Source organism: Candidatus Amarolinea dominans, from assembly GCF_016704685.1.
Taxonomy (GTDB): domain Bacteria; phylum Chloroflexota; class Anaerolineae; order SSC4; family Amarolineaceae; genus Amarolinea; species Amarolinea dominans.
In genome coordinates, this window is sequence record NZ_JADIZS010000015.1 from 107,131 (window position 1) to 132,456 (window position 25,326).

The following is a 25,326-nucleotide window of genomic DNA, read 5'->3' on the forward strand; positions in this document are numbered from 1 at the left end:
CGGTTGTATCATGAAGCCGAACTTGTCTCCCGCAACTGGGCGGCCGCGCCAAAATCGCGCCACGTGATCTGTTCGCGCCACATGAAGAAGGCGCCCAGGGCTGTGATGGGGAACCACAGCGCCACGTGCAGCACCAGGGTGTACGCGGCGGCAATCTCGCTAGGTACGTTGAAGGCACGCAGAACCGCGATGCCGGATGCGTCGAAGGTGCCAACATAGCCTGGTGCGGCCGGTAGTGTCGTAGCCAGGTTTACAATGCCGTTCATCAACATCAAAACGATGAAGGAAACCGAGAAGTTGAACGCGTGCATGACGAACCAGTATTTGACTGTTTCGGCCAGCCAGATGACGATGGAGGTGGCGAAGATCATGAACACGTCGCGGCCGCGGCGCAATGACGACAGACCGAGCATGAAGCGGTCGAATAACTCGCTGACGCGAGGGCGCAGGCGTTCGGGCAGGAACCGGTTGGCCACGAAATCATACAGCCGCCGCGTGCGTGTGGGCGACGCGGCCAGGACCATGAACACGGCCAGGGCCACGAAGAAGATGGCGCTGAAGAAGATGACGGGCTGCCGGAAGTCCTGCAGCATGGGCGCAAAGGGGAGTGAAATGAAGACAAAGAGCAGCATCACCAGGCCATCGAACACGCGCTCGACGATGACCGTGGCCAGCGAGGCGCTCATGCTGATGCCCTCTTTGCGCTTGAGCACATACGAACGGATGATCTCGCCGGCGCGTGCGGGGTAGATGTTGTTACCCATGTAGCCGATGCAGACGATTGGGAACAGGCGCCCAAGCGGCACCGGTTTGAGCGGGCCGAGCATGTAGTGCCAGCGCCAGGTGCGCGCCCACACAGCCAAGAAATAGACCAGCACACCCGGAATCAACCAAACGTAACGCGCGGCCCGAATGTCCTGCCAGGCTTCGGCCATGTCCAGCCCGCGCAGTGCCAGATAGAGAGAGACAACGCTTATCAAGACACCCAACCAGAACTGCCAGCGCTTCAAGGTTTTCTCCAGAATGTTGTTTCAAGCGATGTTTCGCGACAACGAAACGGGCGGGTCAAGACCACCTGTCCCAACCCGCCCGTCATGAGCGAAGGACACAAGAGAGACGATCGCTTGTGCTGTGCGGTCGCCGATTGCCAGAGTAGATGCAGCGCGGCGCCGCTTGATTACATGCCGGCGCTGACGGGCCGGCGATGGCGGAACATAAGCCGGGGGTGAGGAGAACCCGCGCTCAGGCGGTCACCGGCTCACCGGCCGGGGTCGGCAGCGGCGCCGGCATCAGGTACCCGGTGAAGATGGTTTCCAGCGCAATGACGTGACTACACAAACCCCAGTGCTGGAACGAACCGCAGTCACAGTTCCATGCCCCTTCGTTGTACCCCACCTGGTGTTCGCTGTGCTCACCGTGAAAATTCACGCGCAGTAAGGCCACGTGTACGCGATCAGCCTCCTGTGCATACCGTTTGCCTTTTTCGATCTTACCGATCAAGCCTGAATCCATCAAAGAGCCTCCTTGTCAAAGTGGTTTCGATAACTTCTGTATCTAAGCAAAAAAGGCGCCAGAGCGCAGACGCGCCCCAGTGCCTTCACAGGGTTTACGAGTACGGCTGATTGCCGCGGCCAGGAATTTCATAGCAGCGTCGTCCATCCTTCATCTGCACGGGGGGCCACGGTCTCTGCACGGGGGGCCTTATCGTCTCGACTCAAGTATACCTGTGCCCATGACATTTGTCAAGCAAATCCGCAGGCGCAGGCGACTGCAAGTCGCTGCAACGACTGCAAAGCCCACCGGCGTGGGCTGTTGCTTGACATCTCCGGGGAGCCGTGCTATAATCGCTTATGACGCGATGCGTTATAAATTAACCACCGTCGCGATGAAACTAAGCGTCTGCACGAACATAGAGGCAGGCGCGTGACTATGATAAGGAGAAACAAAATGGCACAGAAGAAAATTGCTGAACAAGCTGAACAGGCCGTGGAAGTGGTCAAGACCGAAATCGCCGAAACCGCCGAGAAGGCGACACCGCTGTTTGAAACCGTACACCGTGTCCTACTGGCAGGCGTGGGCGCCGTGGCGCTGACGACCGATGAGATTCAGGATTTTGTAGATCGCCTGGTCGAGCGCGGCGAAATCGCTGAGCGCGATGGCCGCAAGCTGGTCAAGGACGTCATTTCCCGTCGCAACGGCGCGGAGAAACAGGTTGAGAAGAGCGTGGAGAACGCGTCCAACATGGTGGAAGATCAGATCGAGAAGATCCTCAACCGGCTGAATGTGCCCACCAAGCACGACATCGAAGAACTGGGCAAGAAGATCGCTCACCTCACCAAGAAGGTGGACGACCTGAAGAAGAGCACCGCGTAAATGGCACCCCCCCCGGTGTGCGTCATCGCTCACGATTGACAACCAGGTCTCCGGCCGCTCTCAGAAAGCGCCGTGAGGCCTGGTTGCTTTTTGGGTGATTTGTTTGACACATCGCGGCAAGAACGTTATAATGCTATCAAGGGCTGTGATAAGGGAGTCAGGCAATGCTCGTAATCAAACGTTATCCAAACCGTAAGTTGTACGATACAGAAGCCAAACGCTATATCACACTCGACGGCATTACGGAACTGATCCATCGCGGCGAAGATCTGCATGTGGTGGATCATGAGACCGGTGAAGACCTGACCACGGTTACCCTCTCGCAAATCATCTTCGAACAAGAAAAAAAACGTTCCGGCTTTTTGCCCAAGTCCATCCTCTCCAATCTCATCCGCACCGGCAGCGACACGCTGGACTATCTGTGGCGTTCGCTGCAGGCCTCGACCAGCGCCGTTCGTTTGCTGGAACAAGAGATAAACCGCCGGCTGGACGCCCTGGTAGAACGCGGCGAATTGGCCGTGCCCGAGGCGAATCGCCTGCGCGCCGAGTTGGCGCGCTTTGCCCCGCCACACGCGGGCAGCAGGACAGCAGGCGAAACAGACGAGAGCATTCTTGGTCGCTTGAATATCCCGACGCGAGCGGACATCCTCGCCCTGCAGGCCCAACTGGAAGCCCTGACCACCGAGCTGGATGCCCTCATGTCTGCACGCCGGGATCGGCCCAACGCACCAGCAACGGACGCCGCCGCGGCGCCCAATCCGCGTACGCCAAAGGAGAGCAGCACATGACAGCCGAGCGCACCAGTAAAACCGCTCTGGTTCTGGCAGGCGGTGGCCTGACGGGCGCCGTGTACGAAATTGGCGCCTTGCGCGCGATTGATGATCTCCTGCAGGACCGGACCGTCAACGACTTCGATATTTTTGTCGGCACCAGCGCCGGCGCCATTGTGGGCAGCCTGTTAGCCAATGGCACATCGCCGGCAGCGGCCGGGGATGCCCTGGCCGGTCGCCATGCAGAGATACGCGCCCTCTGGGCCGGTGACCTGTTCCGGCCCAACTACCGGGAATTTATCGGGCGCCTGCTCCGGCTGCCCGCCACGGTGCAAAACGCCCTGCGTCACTACAGCCGCAACGTCAATGATATGAACCTGTGGGACTTCATCTGGACCCTGATGGAAGTCCTGCCCTCGGGCCTGTACGATGGCATGGCCCTGGAAGAATACATGGCCAGCGCGCTCAATCGCACCGGCTCCAGCAACGATTTTCGTGCCCTGACACGCGAACTGTACATCATTGCCACCGACCTTGACACCGGGCAGCGCTCCGTCTTTGGCACCGACCAAAACAGTCACGTTCCCATTTCGCTGGCGGTAGCCGCGTCATCGGCCGTGCCGCTCATGTACAAACCGGTGCGCGTCGGCCAGCGCGAATACATTGACGGTGGCATGCGCGGCAACGCCAGCATTGACCTGGCCATCGAGCACGGCGCCAAGCTGATCGTCTGCATCAATCCGTTGGTGCCGCTCAACAATCAACGCAAGCGCGGCGTGCCCTTGCTCGGCCCTGACGGCACCTTCATCAGCGAGAGGGGCATGCAGGCCATCGGTTCGCAGGTCATCCGCATCATGATGCGTTCCGGGCTGAATTACCACATCAAGACGCTGCGACGTCGTCATCCTGACGTGGACATCATCCTCATCGAGCCGCGGGCCGATGACTACCAGATGTTTTTCTACAACATCATGCGCTATTCTGCCCGCTTGTTGGTGGCTGAGCACGGCTACCAGTCGGTTACACTCGATCTGGCCGACCGCTACCACGAGTTCAAAGAGATTCTGTCACGCCATGACCTGCACATCTCACGGCGCCGGGTGATCCAACACCTGGAGAGTGTGAGCCAGGGCGAAGATGCCGAGCACCTGGTCCTGCCAGCACCGCCCAGCACGCCGGCCGCGTCGTTCAACCCAAACCCGGTGCTGAGCCAACTGGACCAAGCGCTCAGTTCGCTCGATGATACACTGATCACCCTGCACAGCAGCGGCAATCGGGACACGGGGAGAAATGGGGAGCTAAATGGGGACAGCTAAATGGGGACAGCTAATGGAGACAGCGATTGGTGACTGACGCATCTCCTGGTGATGTGCTGACCACGGCATCGCAGCGGTCAGTTCCAGCGACGGCGGGCCAGGGTGCCCGCCGTTGTGTTTGCCGGCGGCAGTGCGGCGCGACGTTGGCGCTGCTGCTCCTGTTGGCGGGCCTGCTCAGCGGCTGCCTCCCCGGCGAGCTGTTGACACCGCCCCCCACGCCGGAGCCTTTGGTCCCCACCGCGCCGCCACCGGTCGCTTTTTTTGCCCCCACCTCCACGCTGACGCCTTCAGCGCAGCCCACCACCACGCCGTTCGTCACCCCCGCGACCGGCGTCATCAGTCCCACGTTGACCGTGCCAGTCGGCGCGACGGCAACAGTCACCGTCAGCGTCCCGGCTCCGGCCCCTGCCCTGCCGGCTGACTGGCGCCAGCGCATCGGCATTGGCGTCACCAACGGCAGCTTCGAGCAATACACGTGGGGCGAGGCGCTGCCAGGTTGGTACCTGGATTGGAAAATTCACCTGACGCCCGCGCACGCGCCGGGCGTGGAATTTGCCCAGATGGTGCGACTGAAGCAGGGCGAGCCGCTCGACGCCCTGGCCGACGTGAAGCGCGTGGCCCAGGCCAACCCCGGCTCGCTCTGGCTGATTGGCAATGAGCCGGATGTCGCCTGGCAGGACAACTCCACGCCGGCGCAGTATGTGGCGGCCTATCATGATCTGTATCGCCTGCTCAAGACGAGCGATCCCACCGCGCGCGTGGCAATCGGCGGTATCAGCCAAGTGACGCCGCTGCGACTGCGTTATCTGCAGGAAATTTGGGACCTCTACCGGGCGCGCTATGGCGAGGAGATGCCCGTTGATGTGTGGAACGTGCATACGTTTGTACTGCGCGAAGAAAAAGGGTCATGGGGCGTTGGGCTGCCGCCCGGCTTCGAAGCTGCCACCGACGGGACGCTGTGGGACATCAGCGAGCACAACCGGCTTGACCTGGTGCATCAGCAGGTCGTCACCTTCCGGCAATGGATGGCGGCCCACGGCCAACGCGAGAAACCGCTGGTGGTCAGCGAATACGGCATCCTGATGCCGGCCGATTACGGCTTTCCGCCAGAGGTGGTGGCAGCCTACCTGACCGCAAGCTTCACCTACTTCGCCACCACCAGCGATGCGCAGATTGGCTACGCGGCCGATGACAATCGCCTGGTGCAGCGCTGGTGCTGGTACAGCACGTCCGATGACATCTACCCGACCGGCAACCTCTTCGCTCTCCCCAACCTGACGCCAACGGCGATCTTCCGCGCGTACAAAGCCTACCTGGCCGAGGCGCGGTGAGGGAGACGGAAAGGTGAAGGGGAAAATCCCCCCTTTCCCGCGGGCGGGGGTCCGGGCCCCCGCCCTCCCTGACTGTTCTTAGACCGGAGATCAGCGCAGGCCCATCTCTAGCAGGACTTGGGGATACTGGCGTTCGGCTTCCTGAAAGAGTTCGCCCAGTTGCATCGCCTTGAAGACGTAGCCTTTGGTGGCAATCTGGCCGCCGAAGAAGGCGTCGCGCAGGCGCACTTCACCAAGCCAGATGCGATGCAGGGTATCCGCCTCCAGGTTCAGTTCCAGGTCCGCCTTGCCCACCTGGGGGCCGAACAGCGCCTCCACCGGCCGGCCACGGCCGTCGAGCAGAATCTGCGCGTTGGGCTGCCGCGTGTTGAGCCGAATCACCATGTTGGAGCGGGCAAACTGATTCGTCGCTTTGGCGTCCTTCATCAAACGGCCAAAGAGCCGGTCCATGACCGCGTAAAACTGTTTCTCATCCCGATAAAATGCCATCATAACCCCCTTTACGATCAGCCGCCGAATGAATTCGGGGCGAAAAGAAACCTGGTACGACTGCGCTCGTCTGTGAGGAGACGAGCGCAGTTGCATGAATTCAATCCAGAAATTCTGACGTCGCCTCGGACGCGGCCGCGCACGAGGCTTGAAGCCTGCTGATGCAGACTTTTTTCAGCGATTTCTTCCTAGCGCCCTGTCTTGCGCCGGCTGAAGAAAAGGCCGCCCACCAGGGCCACCAGCGCGCCGGCCGCGGCGCCCACTGTTTGGGGCGACAGACTGGCGGGGAAGCCTTTGGGCTTGACCGCGTCGGCCACGCTCACGGCCTCGCGCGAATGGCGGGCATCGGCCACCAGGCGCTGCAGGCGCGCCGGATCACGACGCAGTTCGTCGGCAATGGCGCGCTTGCGGGCAATTTCCTCGTCGGTGACATACTGATCGAACGAGCGCATGCCGGCCAGTTGGAAGCCGTGCTTCTTGAAGAGGCGATAGATCTCTTTGACCCGATCCATTTCGATCTCGCGCCCCAGGGTGTAGTCCTCGAAAATGCCTTCCATCGCGAGGAGGGTCGTTTCAGCCAGACAGGCGTAGGCGGTCTTGGGCGGCAGGCCAATGTCGAAGCCAAAATCAACATCGCCGGGAATCAGAATCTCGCCTGATTCGATCACCAGGACGTCAGGGCGCAACGCGGCCTCTTCCTCGGAGATGTCCGGCGGCCGTGCCACGTCACAGATGACCGCGCCCGGCTTGCAGCGGGTGATGTCAATGATACGGGTCTTGAGCGCGGTGGTTGTCGTCACAATCAGGTCCACATCGCCCAGGTACTCGTCTGCACGCGTCGCGATCGTCACCACGGCCTGGGGCGTTTCGGCTTCGATCTGACGCTTGAGTGCGATCAGGCGCTCTGGCCGCGGGGCCACCAGCACGACGTTGTAGATGGCCTGGGCCAGCAAGCGGGCGCAGACGGCGCCGATGGAACCGGTCGCGCCCACGATCATGGCCTTACCCTGGCTCAAATCGGTCGCGCCCATCTTGATGACCGCCTGCTTGCCGGTTTCCAGGGTGGCCGCGACGGTGAGAGAGTTGCCAGAGGTGATGGCAATGTCAACCTTCTGCGCGACGGTGATGCCGGCATCGCCCACCACCGAGGTGAACGCGCCCAGGCCCATGATGCGCGCGCCCATGCGCTCGGACATGCGCGCGGCCTTGATCAGGCGGCGGTAAGTGAAGCTGGGATCGCGGCGCATCAGCTCGCGCGGGGTGGCGCCCAGGGTCAGGAGAATGCCTTCGACGCGCTGGCCGGTGGCCGGAGAGACCGCGCCGGTGATGCGCGAAAGATACATGGGCGAAATCTCGGCAACGTAATGCTCGACCAGCTTTTCAGGCAGGAAGCGCAGATAGCGCAGGCGTTTGTCCTTATAGATGTAGCGCGTGCTGAGCGGATGGATCACAAAGGCAAAGCGGTTGACTTGGGCGCTTTCCTCCTTGAGGCGCAAAATTTTGGGCGTCCACACCAGGTCGGCCATCAAGTTGAGATAGGTATCTTCGTTCAGCGGCGCGGCAGGATCTGGACGCAGCGCCACAAAAATGGCCTCGATGACCGGGGAGGGCAGGCGCGCCAGGTCGTCGTTCTCCCACGGCATGGTGGTAATCACCATCTCAGCGCCGCGGCCGCGCAGGTCGGCGATATCCTCATCGCTGGCGCTTTCCACCACGATGATCTTGCGTTTCAGTTCGGCGGGTGCATAGCGGCGAATGGCGCCCATGTCGCCGGCCAGCACATCGGCGTGCTCGAAGGGCGCCGCGGTCCGCGCCACACCGGGCGTGCCGGCTAGCGGGAAGAGGCGGCGGAACGGCTCATCCTTCAACTGCGCCAGCACCGGCCCGGCGCCGCGATCAAGCCCCACATAGCTGCCCAGCGGCGTCGGCAAACGGAAGTAGATGATCGAATCGGCATAGTTGACCTCGACAGCCTTCTCCTCCAGCGCGGCAGCCAGGCCGCGGTGATTGAGTCCGGGAACCATGAGGACATTCTTCTGGCTGAAAAGGCCGGGCTGTGCCTCGCTCACCAGGCGCACCGCCCAGCGTTCCAGCGCGCCCCGAATACCGTTGCCATCCAGCACGGGCGTCTGCGTGGCTGACTTGCGCAACTGATCGCCCACGGCATGGGTGACGGAGGCGGAACCGAGGCTCAACTTGGCGGACATGCCTTCCAGGGCGATGGCGTCCACCTTGCCATCGAATTCACGGATGAGGTCGGCCACGCGCTCCTGGTTGCCGTCGGCGCCGATGCGGCGCACGGAAAGCGTCTGACCCAGGAGCTTGACCTCCTGAGTCGTATCGCCAACCGGGCCGAGGTGCAGGCTGAGTATTTGTTTCGTCATAATCTACTGATTCCTTTTTTCTTCCCAATTGCGGTCCCATCTTTGGCCGCCACATCGTCATTTTCACCTGACATTCTGCGCACAGCGGCTGGAGGGGTTGAGCCATATCGGGCCGTGATAACGTCACGCGCGGTCAGGTTGTGCATCTATTATACTGGTACCAGTGTCCAGCGTCAAAGCCTCTGGGCAGCAGTTCCAAATGTAGCACACATTCAACCGCAAAGAGCACAGAGAACACAAAGAAACGGCAGATCAGACGCAAATCGGCAACTTCTCTGCGTTCTTTGTGATCTCTGTGGTAAAAAACCAGGCCACATTTGGAACTGCTGGCCTCTGGGCGGCAAGAATAAGAAGACCCTCTCGGCCACGTTGGGCGACCGAGAGGGTCGTGCTTTCGGGTGTTCACGCGACGGCGGCGCGGCCGGGTCACAGTGAACCGGCTGCATCCAGGCCTTACGCCGGTTCAGGCACGGGTAGCAGGGGAAGCAGGGGAAGCAGGCGGGCGGTCAGCTCTTGATAAGATTTGACGCCCACGACACGGTCCACCTCGACGCCGCCCTTGAAGTAGATCAACGTTGGAATACCCATGATGCCGTAGGTGCTGGGCGTGACGGGGTCATTATCCACGTCGAGCTTGGCGATGACGGCCTTGCCGGAGAACTCGGCCGCCAACCGCTCCACGGAGGGTGCAATGTAATGGCATGGCCCGCACCACTCGGCCCAGAAGTCAACGATCACCGGCAGGTCAGCCTGCAGCACGACCGACTTGAAGTCACTGTCAGTCACATGCAGCGGCAGCGGCCGGTTGGGATCATCCAAAATCGGGTCACGGGGCGCTTTGTCACTGCCCAGAATTCGCCTGAAAAAACTCATGGTAACACCTTTTTCTATGTGTACTGCAAGCGAGAATTGACTTCACTTTTCCGTCTGAGGAAACAGGCGCAATTCGTGCCCGCTTGCAGCATAAAATGTCGCGAACCGGTCAGGAGACCGGCCCACGACATGGCGGATCGGCCCCTAGGCCATTTCTGCAACCCGGACAGGCGCGGGCGCGGCGCTCAGGAAGCTGTCCACCTTCTGCTTGAGAAACGGATAGGGGACGGCGCCCACGATGGCGTCCACGGCCTGACCGTCGCGCACCAAGAGCATGGTGGGAATGCTCTGCACGCCGTACTGCCCGGCCCACACCGGGTTCTCATCGGTGTTGACCTTGGCCACACGCAGCTTGCCCTCATACTCGGCCGCCAACTTCTCCAGCGAGGGGGCGATCATCCGGCAAGGACCGCACCAGGGCGCCCAGAAATCTACCAACACCGGGACAGACGATTTCAATACTTGCTCTTCATACATCGCGTCACTGATATGCATCGGTTTCGTAGTCATTTTTGTTCTCCTCAAATTGCTCTTGCTCGAGCGTTTCCACATTGATTCTTGGACGATACTTCTGTTTGTCTCGTCACGCCGTTGGATGTTTCACCAACAGCCGTCGCGTTCGCATCATGCGGGGATCAACGAGCCAGCAGCCACAGCCGTTGTCATGGGCAACCCGCTGAGCGCATCCACCAGCTCATCCACCAGCTTCTCGGTGGACATGCCTGGTGCAGGATTCAGCAAGCATTCCGTAGCATGCGCTCTGACCAGCAGCAGGCTGGCCTGCTGCACGGCCGCGCGAATGGCCGAAAGCTGCTGCAAGATCGCCCGGCAATCGCGATCATCGTCCAGCATATGCTGAACGCCCCGCACCTGGCCTTCGATCCGTTTCAGGCGCCGGTGCAAATCACCCTTGACTTCGCTATTACTAATTGGCATTCGACACCTCAACTACAATACTGGGGTATAGTATATCACGCCATGCAGATGTTGTCAAATGGAGAGGGAGAGGTGGAGAGGCGAGGGGGGGGGAGAGGGGAGGGTGGAGGGGGGGGGGGTGGAGGGGGAGGGGAGAGAGTGAAGAAGCGCGCCTGGCGCCCTGGCGTCCTTGCGTTAAAAATTAACGCAAAGACGCAGAAGAGGCGGGGCGGTCGGAGGCTAGGGCGTGGCTTCCGTACTCACGACGGTTTGCGCCACCGCGCTGTTGTCGCCCAGGTCAGGGTCTGGTTCGGCTGCGGTCACGGTCACGGTGTTGGTCAGCGTACCGGCCGCGCCGGTCGTAATCACGATGCGGACCTGGATGCTGGCCTGGCTGGCGAGCGCGCCCAGGCTGCAGCTCACCACGCCGCCGGCCTCGCTGCAGGTTCCCTGATCGGGGATGGCCGTCACGAAGGTCACGCCGGCCGGCAGCGGGTCGCTCAAGACAACCGCGGTCGCGCCCAGCGGGCCGTAGTTGGTGATCGTGACTGTGTAGGTGAGCACCGCGCCGGGCTGCACCGGATCGGGCGCATCCACGATGGCGAGCGCCAGGTCGGCATCGGTCGGCGAGACGCAGAGGTCCTTGCGCAGCCAGGGGTCATAGAGCACATTGCTGCTGACGCCGTTGCCGCTGCCCGGCCCACTGCCGCCGGGGCCATCCGCCGCTCCCCACCAGTTGTAGCGCGCGTCCACAGAACTGGCGCTCGTGTTGCGCAGGCCGTAGCTGCCGTTGCCGCTGAGCGCCGCGCCGAGCACATCGAAAGCGCCGCCGGTGATGTAAACCCCGTCGCTGCCGTTGCTCGAAGCGCCGCCGCAGCGCATACTGGCCTGGCCGTTGTGAAGGCGCAGGCCATAGCCGCTGTTGCTGTCAAAGCGCGCGCCGCTGAGGGTGATTTGCGAGCCGGCGCCCGTCGCGTAGAGGCCGTAGTCCGCGCTGTTGTTGCCGTTGCTGGTGAAGAGGGTGTTGCTGATCGTCACGTGGCTGTTGTCCACGTACAAGCCGTAATCTGCATACTGATATACACCTGAGGTGGCCTGAACCAGGCTTACTGTGCTCTCCTCCAGGCGCACCTCCCCGGTCAGCACGTTGCGCACCGCAAGGTTGCTGCCCGGCGAGTTGGTGGCCGTGCCGAGGATGCTGTTGCCGTTACCCGCCCGCTTCACCGTCGCGTAGCGCAGATACCCCGTGCCGCCGTCGAACACCAGTCCCTGCCATTGGTCGCGGCCGCTGTCCACATCCGAGGTGAAGGTGATCGGCTGGCCCGGCTCGCCGATCGCTGCCAGGTACCCCAGCACACGCAGCTCCGCATCGACGCGGCCGCGCACCGTCACCCCGGGCTGCACCGTCAGGGTGACGCCCTGCCCCACGGTGAAGTCATCCGCCAGTTCGTAGCCGGCGAAGCCCGTGTGCGGCGTCAGCGTCGGCCCGTAGGCCAGCGCGCCCCCCGCGATCAGCACACGATTGTTGCTGTTGCCGCTGAAGCTGTTACCGCTCAGCGTCATCGTACTCGACGCCCCCTTGATAGTCATCGCATAGTCCGCGCCATCATTGCCGTTGCTGCTGAAGAGCGTGTTGCTGATCGTGACATGACTGCTATCCACGTACAGACCGTAATCCGCATACTGGTACACGCCGGATGTCGCACGCACCCCGCTCACCACACTCTCCTCCAGCCGCACCGCGCCGGTCAGCACGTTGCGCACCGCAATGTTGCTCCCCGGCGAGTTGTTGGCCGTGCCCAGAATGCTGTTGCCGTTGCCTGCATAGCGCACCGTCGCCTGCCGCAGATACCCCGTGCCGCCGTCGAACACCAGCCCCCGCCACTGATCGCCGCCGTTGTCCGTGTCTGACGTGAAGACGATCGGCTGCCCGACCGTCCCCTGCGCATCCAGGTGCCCCAGCACCGTCACCTCCGCCGCGTCACGGCCGCGCACGATCACCCCCGGCTCGACCGTCAGCGTCACCGTCGCCGGCACCGTCACGCTGTTCGACAGCTCGTAGCCGGTCAGCCCGTCCTGGTAGCGCAGGAGCGCCCCAGGCACGACCGTACCGCCAGCCACCACCACCCGGTCGCGCGTGCCGCCTGCAAACGTGTTCCCGCTGACCTCCTGCACCAGCGCCGCCGGCACGCCCACATCCCACGCCGCATTGGCCTGGAAGCTGTTCCCCACCACCGTGATCTCGCTATTTCCTCCTGTGACGTAGAGAGCGTAATCCGCACTGTCGTTGCCGTTGTTCGTGAACAGACTGTTGCTCACCACCACCCGGCTGTTCAGCGCATAGAGGCCATAGTCCGTATACTGATACACCCCGTTGGTGGCCAGGGCATCGCTCACCACACTCTCCTCCAGGCGCACCTCGCCCGTCAGCACGTTGCGCAGCGCAAGGTTGCTGCCCGGGGAGCTGACGCCCGTGCCCAGGATGCTGTTGCCGTTGCCCGCCCGCTTCACCGTCGCGTAGCGCAGATGCCCTGTGCCGCCGTCGAACACCAGCCCCTGCCACTGATCGCGGCCGTTGTCCGTCTCCGACGTGAACGCGATCGGCTGCCCGGCCGTCCCTTGCGCCTCCAGGTGGCCCAACACGCGCAGCTCGCCATCGAGTCGGCCCATGACGGTGACACCGGGGGACACGGTCAGGGTTCTGCCCACAGGCACGATGTAATCGGTGCGCAGCTCATACGATGTCAGGCCGGTGTGCGGATTGAGCAGGATGTCGCCCGCGGTCATGGCGTCGCCCTCCAGCAGGATGCGATTCTGGGCGTTGCTGACGAAGCTCAGGTTGCTGCGCGTGACCGCGCTGTTGGCGCCCTTGATGTACATGGGGAAGTCCGCGCCGTCATTGCCGTTGCTGGTAAAGAGAGTGTTGCTGATCGTGACGTGGCTGTTGTCCACGTACAAGCCGTAATCTGCATACTGATATACACCTGAGGTAGCCTGCACCAGGCTCACCACACTCTCCTCCAGCCGCACCTCGCCCGTTAGCACGTTGCGCACCGCAAGGTTGCTTCCCGGCGAGTTGGTGGCCGTGCCGAGGATGCTGTTGCCGTTACCCGCCCGCTTCACCGTCGCGTAGCGCAGATGCCCCGTGCCGCCGTCGAACACCAGTCCCTGCCATTGGTCGCGGCCGCTGTCCACATCCGAGGTGAAGGTGATCGGCTGGCCCGGCTCGCCGATCGCCGCCAGGTATCCCAGCACGCGCAGCTCCGCGTTGTCACGCCCGCGCACCGTCACCCCGGGCTGCACCGTCAGGGTGACGCCCTGCCCCACGATGAAGTCATCCGCCAGTTCGTAGCCCGCAAACCCCGCGTGCGGCGTCAGCGTCGGCCCGTAGGCCAGCGCGCCCCCCGCAATCAACACGCGATTGTTGCTGTTGCCGCTGAAGCTGTTACCGCTCAGCGTCATCGTACTCGACGCCCCCTTGATGATCATCGCATAGTCCGCGCCGTCATTGCCGTTGCCGCTGAAGAGGGTGTTGCTGATCGTCACGTGGCTGCTGTCCACGTACAGACCGTAGTCCGCATAGTGATACGCGCCGGATGTCGCACGCACCCCGCTCACCACACTCTCCTCCAGCCGCACCTCGCCCGTCAGCACGTTGCGCACCGCAATGTTGCTCCCCGGCGAGTTGTTCGCCGTCCCCAGAATGCTGTTGCCGTTCCCCGCATAGCGCACCGTCGCCTGGCGCAGGTACCCCGTGCCGCCGTCGAACACCAGCCCCCGCCACTGATCGCCGCCGCTGTCGGTATCGGAGGTGAAGATGATCGGCTGCCCGACCGTCCCCTGCGCATCCAGATGCCCCAGAACCGTCAGCTCCGCCGCGTCACGGCCGCGCACGATCACCCCCGGCTCGACCGTCAGCGTCACCGTCGCCGGCACCGTCACGCTGTTCGACAGCTCGTAGCCGGTCAGCCCGTCCTGGTAGCGCAGGATCGCCCCAGGCGTCAGCACACCGCCCGCCACCACCACCCGGCTGCGCGTGCCGCCTGCAAACGTGTTCCCGCTGACCTCCTGCACCAGCGCCGCCGGCACGCCCACATCCCACGCCGCATTGGCCTGGAAGCTGTTCCCCACCACCGTGATCTCGCTATTTCCGCCGGTGACGTAGAGTGCATAATCCGCACTGTCGTTGCCGTTGTTCGTGAACAGACTGTTGCTCACCACCACCCGGCTGTCCAGCGCATACAGACCGTAGTCCGTGTACTGATACACCCCGTTGGTGGCCAGGGCATCGCTCACCACACTCTCCTCCAGGCGCACCTCGCCCGTCAGCACGTTGCGCAGCGCAAGGTTGCTGCCCGGCGAACTGGTGGCCGTGCCGAGAATGCTGTTGCCGTTCCCCGCCCGCTTGACCGTCGCGTAGCGCAGATGCCCGGTGCCGCCGTCGAACACCAGCCCCTGCCATTGGTCGCGGCCCGTGTCAGCTTCAGAAGTGAAGATGATCGGCTGCCCCGCCGTGCCCTGCGCATCCAGATGGCCCAGCACGCGCAGCTCGCTGTTGATGCGCCCCTTGACGATCGTGTCGGGCACAATGGTCAGCGTCACGCCGCTGGTGACGACCACGTCCGCGGTCAGGACGTAGTATTGGCCGCGCCAGGTGGTGTCCTGGGTGATGACGCCGCTGACATAGGCTGGGGTAACGTTGGCTGTCTCATCGAGGTAGTTATCGGTGAGGTTCGTGTCCGGTTCGTCGGCCTGCACACCGGCGCTGTGAACGATGCTGCCGGTGTAGAAAGGCGCGAAGTGGGTGGCGACGGTCGCGAACGCGCCGGGCGCCAGCGTGCCCAGGGAACAGGTCGCGACGCTGCCGTTGAGCGTGCAGGTTCCCTGGCTGGCGGTCGGCAGGGTGGCTTCGACGCCGGCGATGGGCAGGGCATCGCTCAGCGTCACGTTGGTGGCCGCGTTGGCGCCGTTGTTCGTGATGGTGAGGGTAAAGCTCGTCGTCGTGCCGATCTGAATGGAGGCGGGCAGACCGGTGGAGGTGAGCGTCAGGTTGACGGGCGGCGGCGGGGGCGGCAGCGTGATCAGGCTGACCGTGACCGGCGCGGTCCAGGTCGCGTTGCCGCCCGTGTCGCTGGCGCGGGCGCGGATGCTGAAGGTCGAAGCCGAGAGGGGCGGCGTCGTGAAGTAATAGGCGAAGGGGTAGGCGCCGTCGGTAGCCACCTTCTGTCCATCCAGGTAGAACTCGACATTGCGCACCTGGACATCATCGCTGACCGTGGCGCCGATCCAGGACGGGATGTTGGCCGGCGCCTGCGCGGGGTTGAGGGAGAAGCCGGCCGCCAGGTCAATCGTGGGCGGCGCGCCCTGGCTGTCGTACGCCAGGTAGTTGATGACCTGCAGGCCGCTGTTGTGATCGGCCACGTAGGCCAGGCCGTTGTAGAGCGCCACCGCGTCGGCGTGGCCGGGGGTCAGGATCGTCGCCAGGAACTGATTGGTCACGGCCGGATTGCTGACATCGTAGAGCGAAACATTGTGCGAGCCGTCGTAGTTCAAGGCAGCGCCTACGGCCGCCACGCCCAGACCCGCGCCGTTGTCCACGATCTGTCGCCAGCCGAACTGCGCGCTGTTGCTGGCAGCCACGAGCACAGGCCGGCCAGGGTTCGCCAGGCTGAAGGTGTTGTAACCCTTGTTGTGAATGGTGTACAGCGTGCTCAGCCCCACGAACAGGCGCTTGTTGCCGGCGGCCACGTAAGGCGAGGGCGCCAGGCCGGTCAGCGACATGGCCCCTTGATCCAGGAGCAGGGCAAAGACGCGATCGTTCACCAGCGCGTAGAGGTAATCGCCGCTCAGGCTCAGGTCGTTGATGCCGGCCGTAGTCAGGGTGCTCTGGTTGAGAACGGCGCCGGTAGCCATGTCTACGGCAGCCACGTGGCCGTTGGCAAGGCCGGCATAGGCGATGTCGCCGCCGGCTGCCACGGCGTTGACCGCGCTGCCCAGGGAAACCTGGTGCAGGATGGTGGCCGCGGTCGGGTTGCTGACATCCAGGATGGTCAGGCCCGCGCTGCCGTCGGCGACCGCCACATAGCGGGCGGCGCAGGCCACGCGCAGTCCGCTGCCCGGCGTGTTCACCTGGGCAATGATTGTCGGATTCGTGCCGCGGTAGATGTTGAACAGCGCAATCCCGCTGGCGGAGTCGGCGACAGCCACCAGGTCGTTGAAGGCGCAGACATCAACGGCCGTTCCGGGCGTGTCTGCACTGGCGATGATGCCGGTGCGGGCCGGCAGACCGCTGAGCGGGTCGGTATTCTGCTGAATTTCGGCCCAGTCGCTGATGCCATCGCCGTCGCTGTCAGGGTTCGAGGACGAGGTGCCCACGACCGTTTCGGCCACATCGGGCAGGCCGTCGCCATCCGTATCGGTCTCGGTCTCCAGGGGGTAGAGCAACACCTGGGGAATGTTGGTCACGCGGCCGGAGCGTTCAGAGACGAAGGAAATGTAGCCGTAGCTGAGAGTCGTAGGGTCGAAGTAGGAGACGCGGAAGAAGGTGTTGGGCGCGATGGCCGCAATGTCGAAACGGCCGTCGCGGCGCATGCGGCCACGCAAAACCGGGCTGCCGCCCTCGCCGCCGGTCTCCAGGCGGTAGTAGAGGCGCGAGCGGTCGCTGATGTCGCCCGGCACGGCCAGGCGGCCGGTGGTGACGGTGCGGAACTCGGTAAAGGTCGCCAGGTAGCTGAACTGCGAGCTGTTGCCGGCCAGTTCCAGCTGCGAAATGGCGGCCAGCACGCGGGTGATGGCCGTTGTCAGCGCCTCGCGGTCAATGAAATCGCTGCGTCCGGCCTGGGCGTGCGTGAAGAGACCCTGGTTCCACAGGTCAACGGTCAGGTTGAGCCGGTCAATCAGGGCTTGCACATCGCCCTGGGCCAGGCCGGCCGGCCGCGGCAGGGCCAGGATGGCGGCCGCCTCGCTCGGAACAATGAACAATCCGCCGGCCGAGTTCTGCGCGGTCGCGGCGTAGGTCTGCACCAGGATGGCCTGGATCTGCTGGTCAATGAGGATCGAGGCGTCGGGCGGGCCGATGCCGGTCTCGACGCTCGTCCAGATGGCCGAACCGGTGGTTGTGACCACATAATCCTGGAATGTGGTCATCAGGTCGAGCTGCGCCAGGTAATGCACATCGGTGGCGCCGCTGAACGAGAGGGAGTTGAGCTGCCCCGGGGTGCCGAACAACCGGTTCTGGTTGGCGTCCTGGCCGTTGTACAGGATGCCGTTGTTGGATCCCCAATTGATGTCCATGTCCACGGTGGCGGCCGCGCGCCGCTCCATGCTGCGCAGCGCGTCCTCGCTCATTTCGCCGCCGGGCCAGGGGCCGCCATCGTTGTTGGCCGTGTCCATGATCTCGTTGGCCGAGTTCATCAGGACAAGGCGCTCGCCGTAGGTGCTGAGCGCGCCGCTGAAAATCTTGTCGGCCGTGATGTCGGAGAGGGTGTTGTCGTCGTCGCGTTCCAGGAGGTAGTAGCCGTTCGCGGCAATCGTGCCGGTCAGGGCAATCAAGGGGACATTGCCCGAGCCGCGCAGGGTCCAGCCGGCAAGGTCAATCGCGTAGTTGCGCGTGTTGTAGAGTTCGATCCACTGATCCGCAAACGACGCGGCCGTGCCGGCCCAGGCCACCTCGTTGATGACAACGGTGAGCGCGTTGTTGTTGGGCACGCCGGGGGTGGCGGTCGGCGTGCGCGCGTAAAGGGGTGCGTGGGCGTGAACGTGCGGGTGGCCGTCGGCGTATGGGTGGGCGGGCGCGTCGGCGTCGCGGTGGGCGGCGGGGTGAACGTGGCCGTCGCGCCGGGCGGAGGCGTGTCGGTCGGCGTGGATGACGGGCCTGGCGTAAAGGTAAAGGTAGCCGTCGCGGTGGGCGGCGGCGTGGGGGTGTCGGTTGGCGTGTTCGTAGGCGCCGGGGTCGGTGTGTCGGTCGGCTCCGGTGTGTCGGTGGGTTCAGGGGTGTCAGTGGGTTCGGGGGTGTCGGTCGGCGGCGGCGGTGTGGGCCGCGGCGGCCGCGGGGGCGGATCGGAGTCAGGCTGACAGCCGCAGGCATCGGCCAGGCCGGCCAGGCCCATGCCGCAGTCAATCAACCGCGAGATCTTGTCGAAGCCCGCGCAGCCGGAGATGCCGCTGGCGATGTTGCTCCCGGCGCTCATGGCGCAGGCCTGCCAATCGGGCGCCAGGACGCAATCGCGTCCCGTGGCGAAGGCGCCGTAGAGGCCGCCGCCAATACAGCCGAGGGGCGTGAAGGCCATCGCGCAGTCGGCCGCGGCCGTGTACGCGCCCCAGGCGCAGCCGGCCGCATCACGCTCGCAGGGTGGGCCGTCATCGCCCGAATCGGGAGTGGTGCCGGGCATGCTGCCGTGCCAGCCAGGCGCGATGATGCCTTCGCCGGGGTCGGTGCAAACGACCGTGCCATCGGCGGAGACGTGCATGCCGCCCACGACCTGGAACTCGCCAATGTCGTGGTTGAAACTCCACAGCGCGCTTTCCGCGCCAGGCGGCAGGGGCTGGCCGGTGGCCGGCAGGGGCAGGTTGGGGAAACAGGCCGCAACCGGCAGGTCGAAGTTGCTCGGGCCGCTGGTCTGCACGGTGATGACGATCGGCAGGTCGAGGCCGGGCGGCAAGGGGCCGGGCAGGCGGTCGGCGGGCACCGGCGCCATGCCAACCAGGCCGCCGCGCACGCCGTTGTCGGCAAACAGGTTGTTGGGGGGGACGACGATGTGCGCCAGGGCAAACTCAGGGTGCGCCGCGATGACCGAGGGGGCCACGGTGATCGTGGTCGGCTCGGTGGTGCTGATGTTTTGCAGGGTGCCAGGCTCGATGAGGGGCAGGTACACGTTGCCGATGTCGGTGGTGTCGCCGGGGACTGAATCCCAGCGCTTGCCGACGAACGGATAGTAGGCGCCGGGCGGCACGTTGTTGACGGCGGTGCGGCCGTCAATGTGAACGAAGAAGCTGCCGGCGGGCGCGGGATCGAGGCAGAAATCGCCATTGACGTCGGTGGTGTCGCGCAGCGTGGCTTCCGCGCCGTCCACGGTGATGGTGGCGCCTTCCAGCGGGACGTTGACCGAGCCGCCGCCGCCAGGCGCAAGTTCGGAGGCAAAGACATGGCCGCAGACCACGGTGTCGGGCAGGATGGTCAGGGTGAGGGTGTCGAAGACGAGGGTGCCGTCGCCGCCGGCCGCGCCGTCGCCATCCAGGTCAATGGCGTAGCCCTGGGCATCGGCCAGGGCATCGCCATCAATGGTGATGGTGATGCGCGCGTTGGCCGGCAAATACTGGTCGTAGAAGAGGGTGACGGTCCTGGCGTCGGCTGAGACGTAGAGGAAATAGCTGAGCGATTGGCCGGCGAACTGGGCCGTGAAGGTGGAGGGCACGACACCGGCGATGTCCAGGGGCGCGCTGAAATGGAAGATCGTTTCGCGCGTCACCGCGACATCGCGTTCACCGTAGGTGGGGCTGGTCCATACGAGCGTGGTTGTGGTGTGATGCCAGGCCTGGGCGACGATGGAGATGTCGAGCACGTCAATGGCCTGGTCGCGATTGAGATCGGCCGGGTCGCAGCCAGGATCTGTGGGGGAGCGCATCCAGCAGGCGGTGACCTGTTGGATGTCGCGGATGTCCACCTGACCATCGCCGTTCAGGTCGGGGTTGACGGGCGTCAGGGGCGAGGCCGCGAAACCGACGTTGACCAGGGCGGAGACGGCCCATTCGGGCACAAGAGAGCGCCAGTTGCGCAGATCGTGCGGGGAAGGGCGCAAGAGCGGCCACATGAGCGCACCCCAGAAGAGGGGTGAAAGGATGAGCACGGCAAACACGAGCTGCCGGGTGCGGCGTGCGGGGCGCGGCTTGGTCACGCGCGGCGCGCCGGGCGCGCTCAAGGCCAGCCAGAGCACGGCCCCGGCCGCCACCAGGGCCAGCACAATGACCAGTTCTGCGATCTTGGTGCCGCGCGTGGTGGAGACCACCTCGTGCGAGGACGGCCCCATGACAAACCACAGCACAGCGCCCCCCAGCAACAGCGCCAGGGCAGCAAATAGGTGTTTCATCGGTCCTCCTTGTAACGCAAGCCACCGGCTTGCCTCGTCGCGTCACCAGGCTCCTGTTTCGTCGCCGTCACGCGAGACGCCTTGAGCGAGTTGGGGAGGCCAAGACCGGGCTGGCCTCTCCTGCGCGCAGAGGCGGAGTAACGACACGCCAGGGTTGGAAACCTACGAAGGCAACGATCATGGCCGTTGTCAACACGGCGTTGAGGAAGAAATGGAATTCGAGGACAGGGAAGATGCGGCCCAGGATGCCCGGCGTGGGGGAGAGTACCCCTTGCAGGTATTCCATGACGCGGAAGATGTGTTCGAGGACGTGATAGCCCTGGAAATAGAGCAGAAAGACCAGCATGGCGTCGGCCAGCGCGCTGTCGCGCCACATACCAGGGTTCTTGGTGTAGAGAATCCAGGTGGCCAACAGGGACAGCAGAATGGCGAGGTTCATGAGCAGATGAATCCACTCGAAATCGAACCAGGTACCCAGCAAACCGGGAAAACGGGTCAGATGCCAGACGTACTTCTGGAGCATCTGCATGATATGTTCGGAGGCGTGAAATGCCTGGATGACCAGGGTCACGATGAAGGTGACGAAGCCCAACAGAGCCGGATCACGTGCCAAAGCGGATGACGACGATGACGACGATGACGACGATGACGACGATGACGACATGGAAGGCGCCTCCTGTCATGCAGTGTTTGTGGGGAGACCGCCCAAGCGCCCGCGTCCTCTTTCAACGCGCCGCCTGGCTGGGCAAGTGCTTCAACTGCAATTTGTGTTTACGATTGTTGCACTGATTCAAGGAGAAGAACGGATGGTATGCTGCAAGCGGGCACGAATTGCGCCTGTTTTCTTAGGCGGAAAAGTGAAGTCTATTCCCACTTGCAGCATACATTATAGTGAGTCGCAAACAGGCTGTCAAATGAAGCTTTTGTCACGGGTCCCTCGACCGCGACAAGCCAGGTTTTCAAGGACCTCAACAAGCAGCGCACCGCTTACTTGTCCAGTCCCAGGCCGTGGCGCCGGCCGAGTTCTGCTCACCCTGCAGGCCGATTTGGACAGGATGAACAGGATGAACAGGATTCTTGCTCCGTGGTGTGCGAAACTGCTACGAATGACACGTGAGGGCCCCCCACCCCCGCTGGGCGGTTTGGGGAGAGACCCCCCCAAGGGCGGGCGCCCCCTCGCCAGGGGTGGCGCCCCCAGCCGGCGGGAGCCCGCGCAGGCCCGCCGCGGAATGACCGGGACGGGTCGTCGCCCCCCATACCAACCGCTGGCAGGTTTGGGTGTATCAGACCGTGAATTCATTCACGGGGCGGCTGCCTGCCACGAATGACACGAATTGAGTCGTCGCACCCAACACCAACCTGCTTGAGCAGGTTTTGGTGTATCAGACCGTGAATTCATTCACGGGGCGGCTGATTACTCAGACGAGCTGGAGTATCTGGCGCAGGGCGTCGAACACCGGCTGGATGTCTGCTTCTGTCACCTGGCCCATGTGGCCGATGCGGAAGATGTCGTTCTTGAGCGCACCCTGACCGCCGGCCACCTCCTGGCCGAACTCGTCGCGCAGCCGCGCCCGCAGTTTGGCCGCTTCGACGCCTGGCGGGACGCGAATGGCGGTCACCGCGTTGGAGGCAAAGGCCGGATTGGCAAACAACTGCAAGCCCAGGCCGCGCGCACCCTGCCGCGTGAATTCACCTACGCGACGCTGGCGGGCGTGAATGACAGGCAACCCTTCCTCGCGCATCATGATCAGCGCCTCGTGCAGGCCAAAGATCAGCCCCACGGCCGGCGTCCAGGGCGTCTGCCGGCTGGCGGCCGATTTGCGCGCCTGGCGCAGATCGAAATAGAAGCGCGGCGAGCGGCACTGCTCGATCACCGGCCAGGCCCGCTCGCTGACCGCCACGAAGGCCAGTCCGGGCGGCAGGCCCCACGCTTTTTGCGAACCGCTGACCACCACATCGAGGCTCAGTTCATCCATCGGCAGGGGCAGGCAGCCAACGCCGCTCACGCCATCCACGATGGTGAGCGGACGCGCCTCACCCAACTCATTCAGAACCAGGGCGATCTCACGCATGGGATTGGTGACGCCGGTGGAGGTCTCGTTATGCGTCACCAGCAGCGCATGGAAGGGAGGATTCTCCTGCAGCGCCTGGCGCACCTGACTGACGTCTATCGGTTGGCCGGCCAGCGCGTCCAGCGCGGTCACCTGCGCTCCGTAAAGACGGGCCAGTGTGCGCAAACGCTCGCCAAAATTGCCGATGCTCAGCGAAAGGACACGATCCCCCGGGCTGACGATGTTGGCGACGGCCGCTTCCAGGCCGCCAGTGCCAGAACTGGTCAGCACCAGCACCTCCTGGCTGGTCTCGAACGCCCAGCGCAGGCCGTCGGCCACTTCGCCAAAAAGGGCGCTGAAACGGGGGCCGCGATGATTGATCATCGGCTGATTCATGGCCGCCATCACCCGCGGGTGAACCGGGATGGGGCCGGGGATACGCAGATTCATGCTCAGTCTCCTTTGTTTGACATTATAACGATCACAGGCCAGGTTGTCAACGAAACGCCGGCCATGCCCTGGTTGCGGTCGGCGGCCCCCTCGACCCCGCTCTCGAGATGATCAACGCGACCATCGTTGACTTCCTGGTCGCACATCTCGCGGCGACAACCCCCTGAACGAGCCAGACACAAATTCGACCTCTTTTTGACTTCCCTTTCGGCGTGCGGTATACTCGTTGGCGTTTGGACGCGGGCAAAAAACGCGTAGCCCAGGGAAAGTCGCCATCTGCCAGCAGATTTGGCAACCGTGATAGCATGATTCGTCTACTCGATCTAACATTAGAGCAGTTGCGCACGCAGGTGCAGGCCTGGGGTGAGCCGGTTTTCCGGGCCGATCAGCTCTGGCACTGGCTCTATGCACGCCAGGCCAACGATCCGGCCGCCATGTCCAACCTGCCGCGCACCTTGCAGGCGCGCATAGCCACGGATGCCACCATCGAGCCGCTGAAGCCGGTGGCCCAAACGGCATCGGCCGATCTCCTGGCGCACAAGGTGCTCTTTCAACTGCGCGATGGGCAGACGGTCGAAGCGGTGCTGATGCTGTACGACCGGCGGCGCACGCTGTGCATCTCCACGCAGGCCGGTTGCGCCATGGGCTGCACCTTCTGCGCCACCGGGCTGGCCGGGCTGGCGCGCAATCTCACGGCGGGTGAAATTGCTGCCCAGGTGCTCTATTTTGCGCGTTGGTTGGGCGACCCGGAGGCCGGCGGGACCAATTCGCTGCCGATCATGCGGCCCGCGCAGGTGACCAACGTGGTGCTGATGGGGATGGGCGAGCCGCTCGCCAACTACAGGGCAGTGTGGCAGGCCCTGTATACCCTGACCGACGCCCAGGGCTTTGGGCTAGGCGCTCGGCATTTCACCCTGTCAACCGTGGGCCTGGCGCCCATGATCGAACGCATGGCCGGCGAGTCGTTGCAGGTCAACCTGGCCGTCAGCCTGCACGCCCCCAGCGACGAGCTGCGCAACAGGCTGGTGCCCATCAACAGGCGCTATCCGCTGGCCGTGCTGCTGGCCGCCTGTCGTGCGTATACCGAGCGCACTCACCGCCGGCTGAGCTTCGAATACGCGCTGATGCGCGGCATCAACGACAGGCAGGAGCATGCGCAGCGCCTGGCCCTGATCACGAAAGGCATGTTATGTCATGTCAATTTGATCCCGCTCAACCCGGTGCGCGGGTCGGCCTATCAGCCTTCAACCAAGGCTGACACCGAGGCCTTTCTCGACACCTTGCAGCAGGCAGGCATTTCGTCCACGCTGCGCCTGCGCCGCGGCGTGGACATCAACGCCGGTTGTGGGCAGTTGCGCCAGCAGGTGCAGTCACGCGATGGGGCAGGCTAAACAAAAACGCCAACCGTGGTTAAACGGCTGGCGTTCTTGATCGCTCGCTAAATAAAGTGCTGAGGCATCAGGCCTTTTTCTGCAGCGTCTTCAGGCACTTGGTGCATGCACGAACCCGGCGTGATTGACCATCCACCATAATGGTCTTGCGCTGGATATTGACCCGCCACATGTGACGAGTGTGTCGGGCCGAAAAGCTCACCCGGTTACCAAACTGCGGCTTCTTGCCGCACATTTCACACATTGCCATGTCGAACCCCCCAAGGACGTGGCGCCGGTTTCACCTATGCTCTTGCAGCGAGAAGCCGTCGCACTCTGATTCTTGCGCCTGACTGTCGGGCAAAATAAACGCCCCGCAAAGTTGCAGGGCAGTTGGCCCAAAGTCGTGCCGTTCACTGAGGGTCATCTTACCACACGATGGCTTTTTCGCCAAAAGGGTCAGTAGGCGCGGTATGCACGTGGAGAAACCAGGTTCGGAAACCAGGATAAGGCGAATGAGAGAAATCATGGAAGAAACCAAACGAGGACGCATCGAGATTTCACCGACGGCCATTGCCACGCTTGCCAGCGAAGCGGTCTTGGAGTCGTACGGCGTGGTGGGCATGGCCAGCCGCAACTTGATTGACGGCATCAGCGAGATGCTGCAAGGTGAGCGCGCGCGCCGCGGTGTGGCCGTGCATATGGACGACGATCGTATCACGATTGACCTCTACATCATCGTCCAATACGGCACCCGCATCTCCGAGGTAGCCCAAAGCGTGATGAATCGCGTTAAATTTACCCTGGAACAGACCCTGGGGCTGCCGGTGCAAGAGGTCAATGTACATGTGCAAGGCCTGCGCATGAACGGCGGCGACCACTCGGCGTGAGAGAAGCACGCGTGACAGACAGGAGATTC

General features: G+C 63.5%; 17 protein-coding genes and 1 pseudogene. 6 read left to right on the forward strand and 12 right to left on the reverse strand.

Going from position 1 to position 25,326, the window contains the following annotated elements; all coding sequences use genetic code 11:
* Positions 1-8 precede the first annotated feature (8 nt).
* Both IPF85_RS11375 and IPF85_RS11380 read right to left on the reverse strand, forming a co-directional pair.
* On the reverse strand, positions 9-1,010 hold the full coding sequence (locus IPF85_RS11375) for a lysylphosphatidylglycerol synthase transmembrane domain-containing protein (protein ID WP_343408202.1): 1,002 nt from the start codon (positions 1,008-1,010) through the stop codon (positions 9-11).
* A gap of 232 nt (positions 1,011-1,242) precedes the next feature.
* Positions 1,243-1,512, reverse strand: coding sequence for an SWIM zinc finger family protein (locus tag IPF85_RS11380; RefSeq protein WP_343408203.1), 270 nt, complete (start codon positions 1,510-1,512; stop codon positions 1,243-1,245).
* Between the two features lie 435 nt (positions 1,513-1,947).
* On the opposite strand from IPF85_RS11380, the gene IPF85_RS11385 reads away from it, so the two are divergent.
* The 4 genes from IPF85_RS11385 (at position 1,948) to IPF85_RS11400 (ending at position 5,790) form a co-directional block, all read left to right on the forward strand.
* Positions 1,948-2,373 (forward strand): phasin family protein, encoded by a 426-nt coding sequence (locus IPF85_RS11385; protein WP_343408204.1) that lies wholly within the window; start codon positions 1,948-1,950, stop codon positions 2,371-2,373.
* A gap of 164 nt (positions 2,374-2,537) precedes the next feature.
* The gene (locus tag IPF85_RS11390) at positions 2,538-3,161 is read left to right on the forward strand and encodes a polyhydroxyalkanoate synthesis regulator DNA-binding domain-containing protein (protein WP_343408205.1); all 624 of its coding nucleotides are present in this window, start codon (positions 2,538-2,540) and stop codon (positions 3,159-3,161) included.
* Complete coding sequence (locus tag IPF85_RS11395; RefSeq protein WP_343408206.1) at positions 3,158-4,459, forward strand: patatin-like phospholipase family protein; 1,302 nt, start codon at positions 3,158-3,160, stop codon at positions 4,457-4,459. The genes IPF85_RS11390 and IPF85_RS11395 overlap by 4 nt, the downstream gene beginning before the upstream one ends.
* Before the next feature lie 29 nt (positions 4,460-4,488).
* A complete protein-coding gene (locus IPF85_RS11400) occupies positions 4,489-5,790 on the forward strand; it encodes a glycosyl hydrolase (RefSeq protein ID WP_343408207.1) in 1,302 nt (433 codons plus the stop codon).
* 90 nt (positions 5,791-5,880) lie between these two features.
* On the opposite strand, the gene IPF85_RS11405 is transcribed toward IPF85_RS11400, so the two are convergent.
* From IPF85_RS11405 to IPF85_RS11445, 9 genes and pseudogenes are all read right to left on the reverse strand, one after another.
* The gene (locus IPF85_RS11405; protein WP_343408208.1) at positions 5,881-6,279 is read right to left on the reverse strand and encodes an SCP2 sterol-binding domain-containing protein; all 399 of its coding nucleotides are present in this window, start codon (positions 6,277-6,279) and stop codon (positions 5,881-5,883) included.
* Between the two features lie 188 nt (positions 6,280-6,467).
* Positions 6,468-8,663 (reverse strand): serine carboxypeptidase, encoded by a 2,196-nt coding sequence (locus IPF85_RS11410; RefSeq protein ID WP_343408209.1) that lies wholly within the window; start codon positions 8,661-8,663, stop codon positions 6,468-6,470.
* A 453-nt stretch (positions 8,664-9,116) separates the two neighbouring features.
* Entirely contained in the window at positions 9,117-9,536 is a 420-nt protein-coding gene (gene trxA / locus IPF85_RS11415; RefSeq protein WP_343408210.1) for a thioredoxin, read from the reverse strand.
* 144 nt (positions 9,537-9,680) lie between these two features.
* Positions 9,681-10,088 (reverse strand): thioredoxin, encoded by a 408-nt coding sequence (gene trxA, locus IPF85_RS11420; protein ID WP_343408211.1) that lies wholly within the window; start codon positions 10,086-10,088, stop codon positions 9,681-9,683.
* Between the two features lie 72 nt (positions 10,089-10,160).
* Positions 10,161-10,472 (reverse strand): metal-sensitive transcriptional regulator, encoded by a 312-nt coding sequence (locus IPF85_RS11425; RefSeq protein ID WP_343408212.1) that lies wholly within the window; start codon positions 10,470-10,472, stop codon positions 10,161-10,163.
* A gap of 219 nt (positions 10,473-10,691) precedes the next feature.
* On the reverse strand, positions 10,692-18,158 hold the full coding sequence (locus IPF85_RS11430) for a lamin tail domain-containing protein (protein ID WP_343408213.1): 7,467 nt from the start codon (positions 18,156-18,158) through the stop codon (positions 10,692-10,694).
* A 1,547-nt stretch (positions 18,159-19,705) separates the two neighbouring features.
* Positions 19,706-20,536: pseudogene (locus tag IPF85_RS11435) on the reverse strand (dockerin type I domain-containing protein); the annotation flags it as partial.
* 67 nt (positions 20,537-20,603) lie between these two features.
* Complete coding sequence (locus tag IPF85_RS11440; protein WP_343408214.1) at positions 20,604-21,200, reverse strand: hypothetical protein; 597 nt, start codon at positions 21,198-21,200, stop codon at positions 20,604-20,606.
* A 754-nt stretch (positions 21,201-21,954) separates the two neighbouring features.
* Complete coding sequence (locus IPF85_RS11445) at positions 21,955-23,037, reverse strand: alanine--glyoxylate aminotransferase family protein (RefSeq protein WP_343408215.1); 1,083 nt, start codon at positions 23,035-23,037, stop codon at positions 21,955-21,957.
* Between the two features lie 305 nt (positions 23,038-23,342).
* Here IPF85_RS11445 and rlmN point away from each other — a divergent pair, with 305 nt between their 5' ends.
* On the forward strand, positions 23,343-24,428 hold the full coding sequence (gene rlmN, locus IPF85_RS11450; protein WP_343408216.1) for a 23S rRNA (adenine(2503)-C(2))-methyltransferase RlmN: 1,086 nt from the start codon (positions 23,343-23,345) through the stop codon (positions 24,426-24,428).
* 67 nt (positions 24,429-24,495) lie between these two features.
* Here rlmN and rpmB read toward each other — a convergent pair whose 3' ends face one another.
* Positions 24,496-24,678: a 50S ribosomal protein L28 gene (rpmB, locus tag IPF85_RS11455; RefSeq protein ID WP_343408217.1), complete on the reverse strand. Its 183-nt coding sequence runs from the start codon at positions 24,676-24,678 to the stop codon at positions 24,496-24,498.
* Between the two features lie 256 nt (positions 24,679-24,934).
* Here rpmB and IPF85_RS11460 point away from each other — a divergent pair, with 256 nt between their 5' ends.
* Positions 24,935-25,297 carry an Asp23/Gls24 family envelope stress response protein gene (locus tag IPF85_RS11460; protein ID WP_343408218.1) on the forward strand — a complete coding sequence of 121 codons (363 nt, stop codon included), beginning with the start codon at positions 24,935-24,937 and terminating at the stop codon, positions 25,295-25,297.
* Positions 25,298-25,326: the final 29 nt, after the last annotated feature.

Excerpts from the sequence above, each read along its gene's own strand:
- IPF85_RS11445 (WP_343408215.1), bottom strand. The coding sequence starts at position 23,037 with ATGAATCTGCGTATCCCCGGCCCCATCCCGGTTCACCCGCGGGTGATG.
- rlmN (WP_343408216.1), top strand. The coding sequence starts at position 23,343 with ATGATTCGTCTACTCGATCTAACATTAGAGCAGTTGCGCACGCAGGTG.
- IPF85_RS11425 (WP_343408212.1), bottom strand. The coding sequence starts at position 10,472 with ATGCCAATTAGTAATAGCGAAGTCAAGGGTGATTTGCACCGGCGCCTG.
- IPF85_RS11385 (WP_343408204.1), top strand. The coding sequence starts at position 1,948 with ATGGCACAGAAGAAAATTGCTGAACAAGCTGAACAGGCCGTGGAAGTG.
- IPF85_RS11390 (WP_343408205.1), top strand. The coding sequence starts at position 2,538 with ATGCTCGTAATCAAACGTTATCCAAACCGTAAGTTGTACGATACAGAA.
- rpmB (WP_343408217.1), bottom strand. The coding sequence starts at position 24,678 with ATGGCAATGTGTGAAATGTGCGGCAAGAAGCCGCAGTTTGGTAACCGG.
- trxA (WP_343408211.1), bottom strand. The coding sequence starts at position 10,088 with ATGTGGAAACGCTCGAGCAAGAGCAATTTGAGGAGAACAAAAATGACT.
- IPF85_RS11440 (WP_343408214.1), bottom strand. The coding sequence starts at position 21,200 with ATGTCGTCATCGTCGTCATCGTCGTCATCGTCGTCATCGTCGTCATCC.
- IPF85_RS11460 (WP_343408218.1), top strand. The coding sequence starts at position 24,935 with ATGGAAGAAACCAAACGAGGACGCATCGAGATTTCACCGACGGCCATT.
- IPF85_RS11405 (WP_343408208.1), bottom strand. The coding sequence starts at position 6,279 with ATGGCATTTTATCGGGATGAGAAACAGTTTTACGCGGTCATGGACCGG.
- IPF85_RS11380 (WP_343408203.1), bottom strand. The coding sequence starts at position 1,512 with ATGGATTCAGGCTTGATCGGTAAGATCGAAAAAGGCAAACGGTATGCA.
- IPF85_RS11395 (WP_343408206.1), top strand. The coding sequence starts at position 3,158 with ATGACAGCCGAGCGCACCAGTAAAACCGCTCTGGTTCTGGCAGGCGGT.
- IPF85_RS11410 (WP_343408209.1), bottom strand. The coding sequence starts at position 8,663 with ATGACGAAACAAATACTCAGCCTGCACCTCGGCCCGGTTGGCGATACG.
- trxA (WP_343408210.1), bottom strand. The coding sequence starts at position 9,536 with ATGAGTTTTTTCAGGCGAATTCTGGGCAGTGACAAAGCGCCCCGTGAC.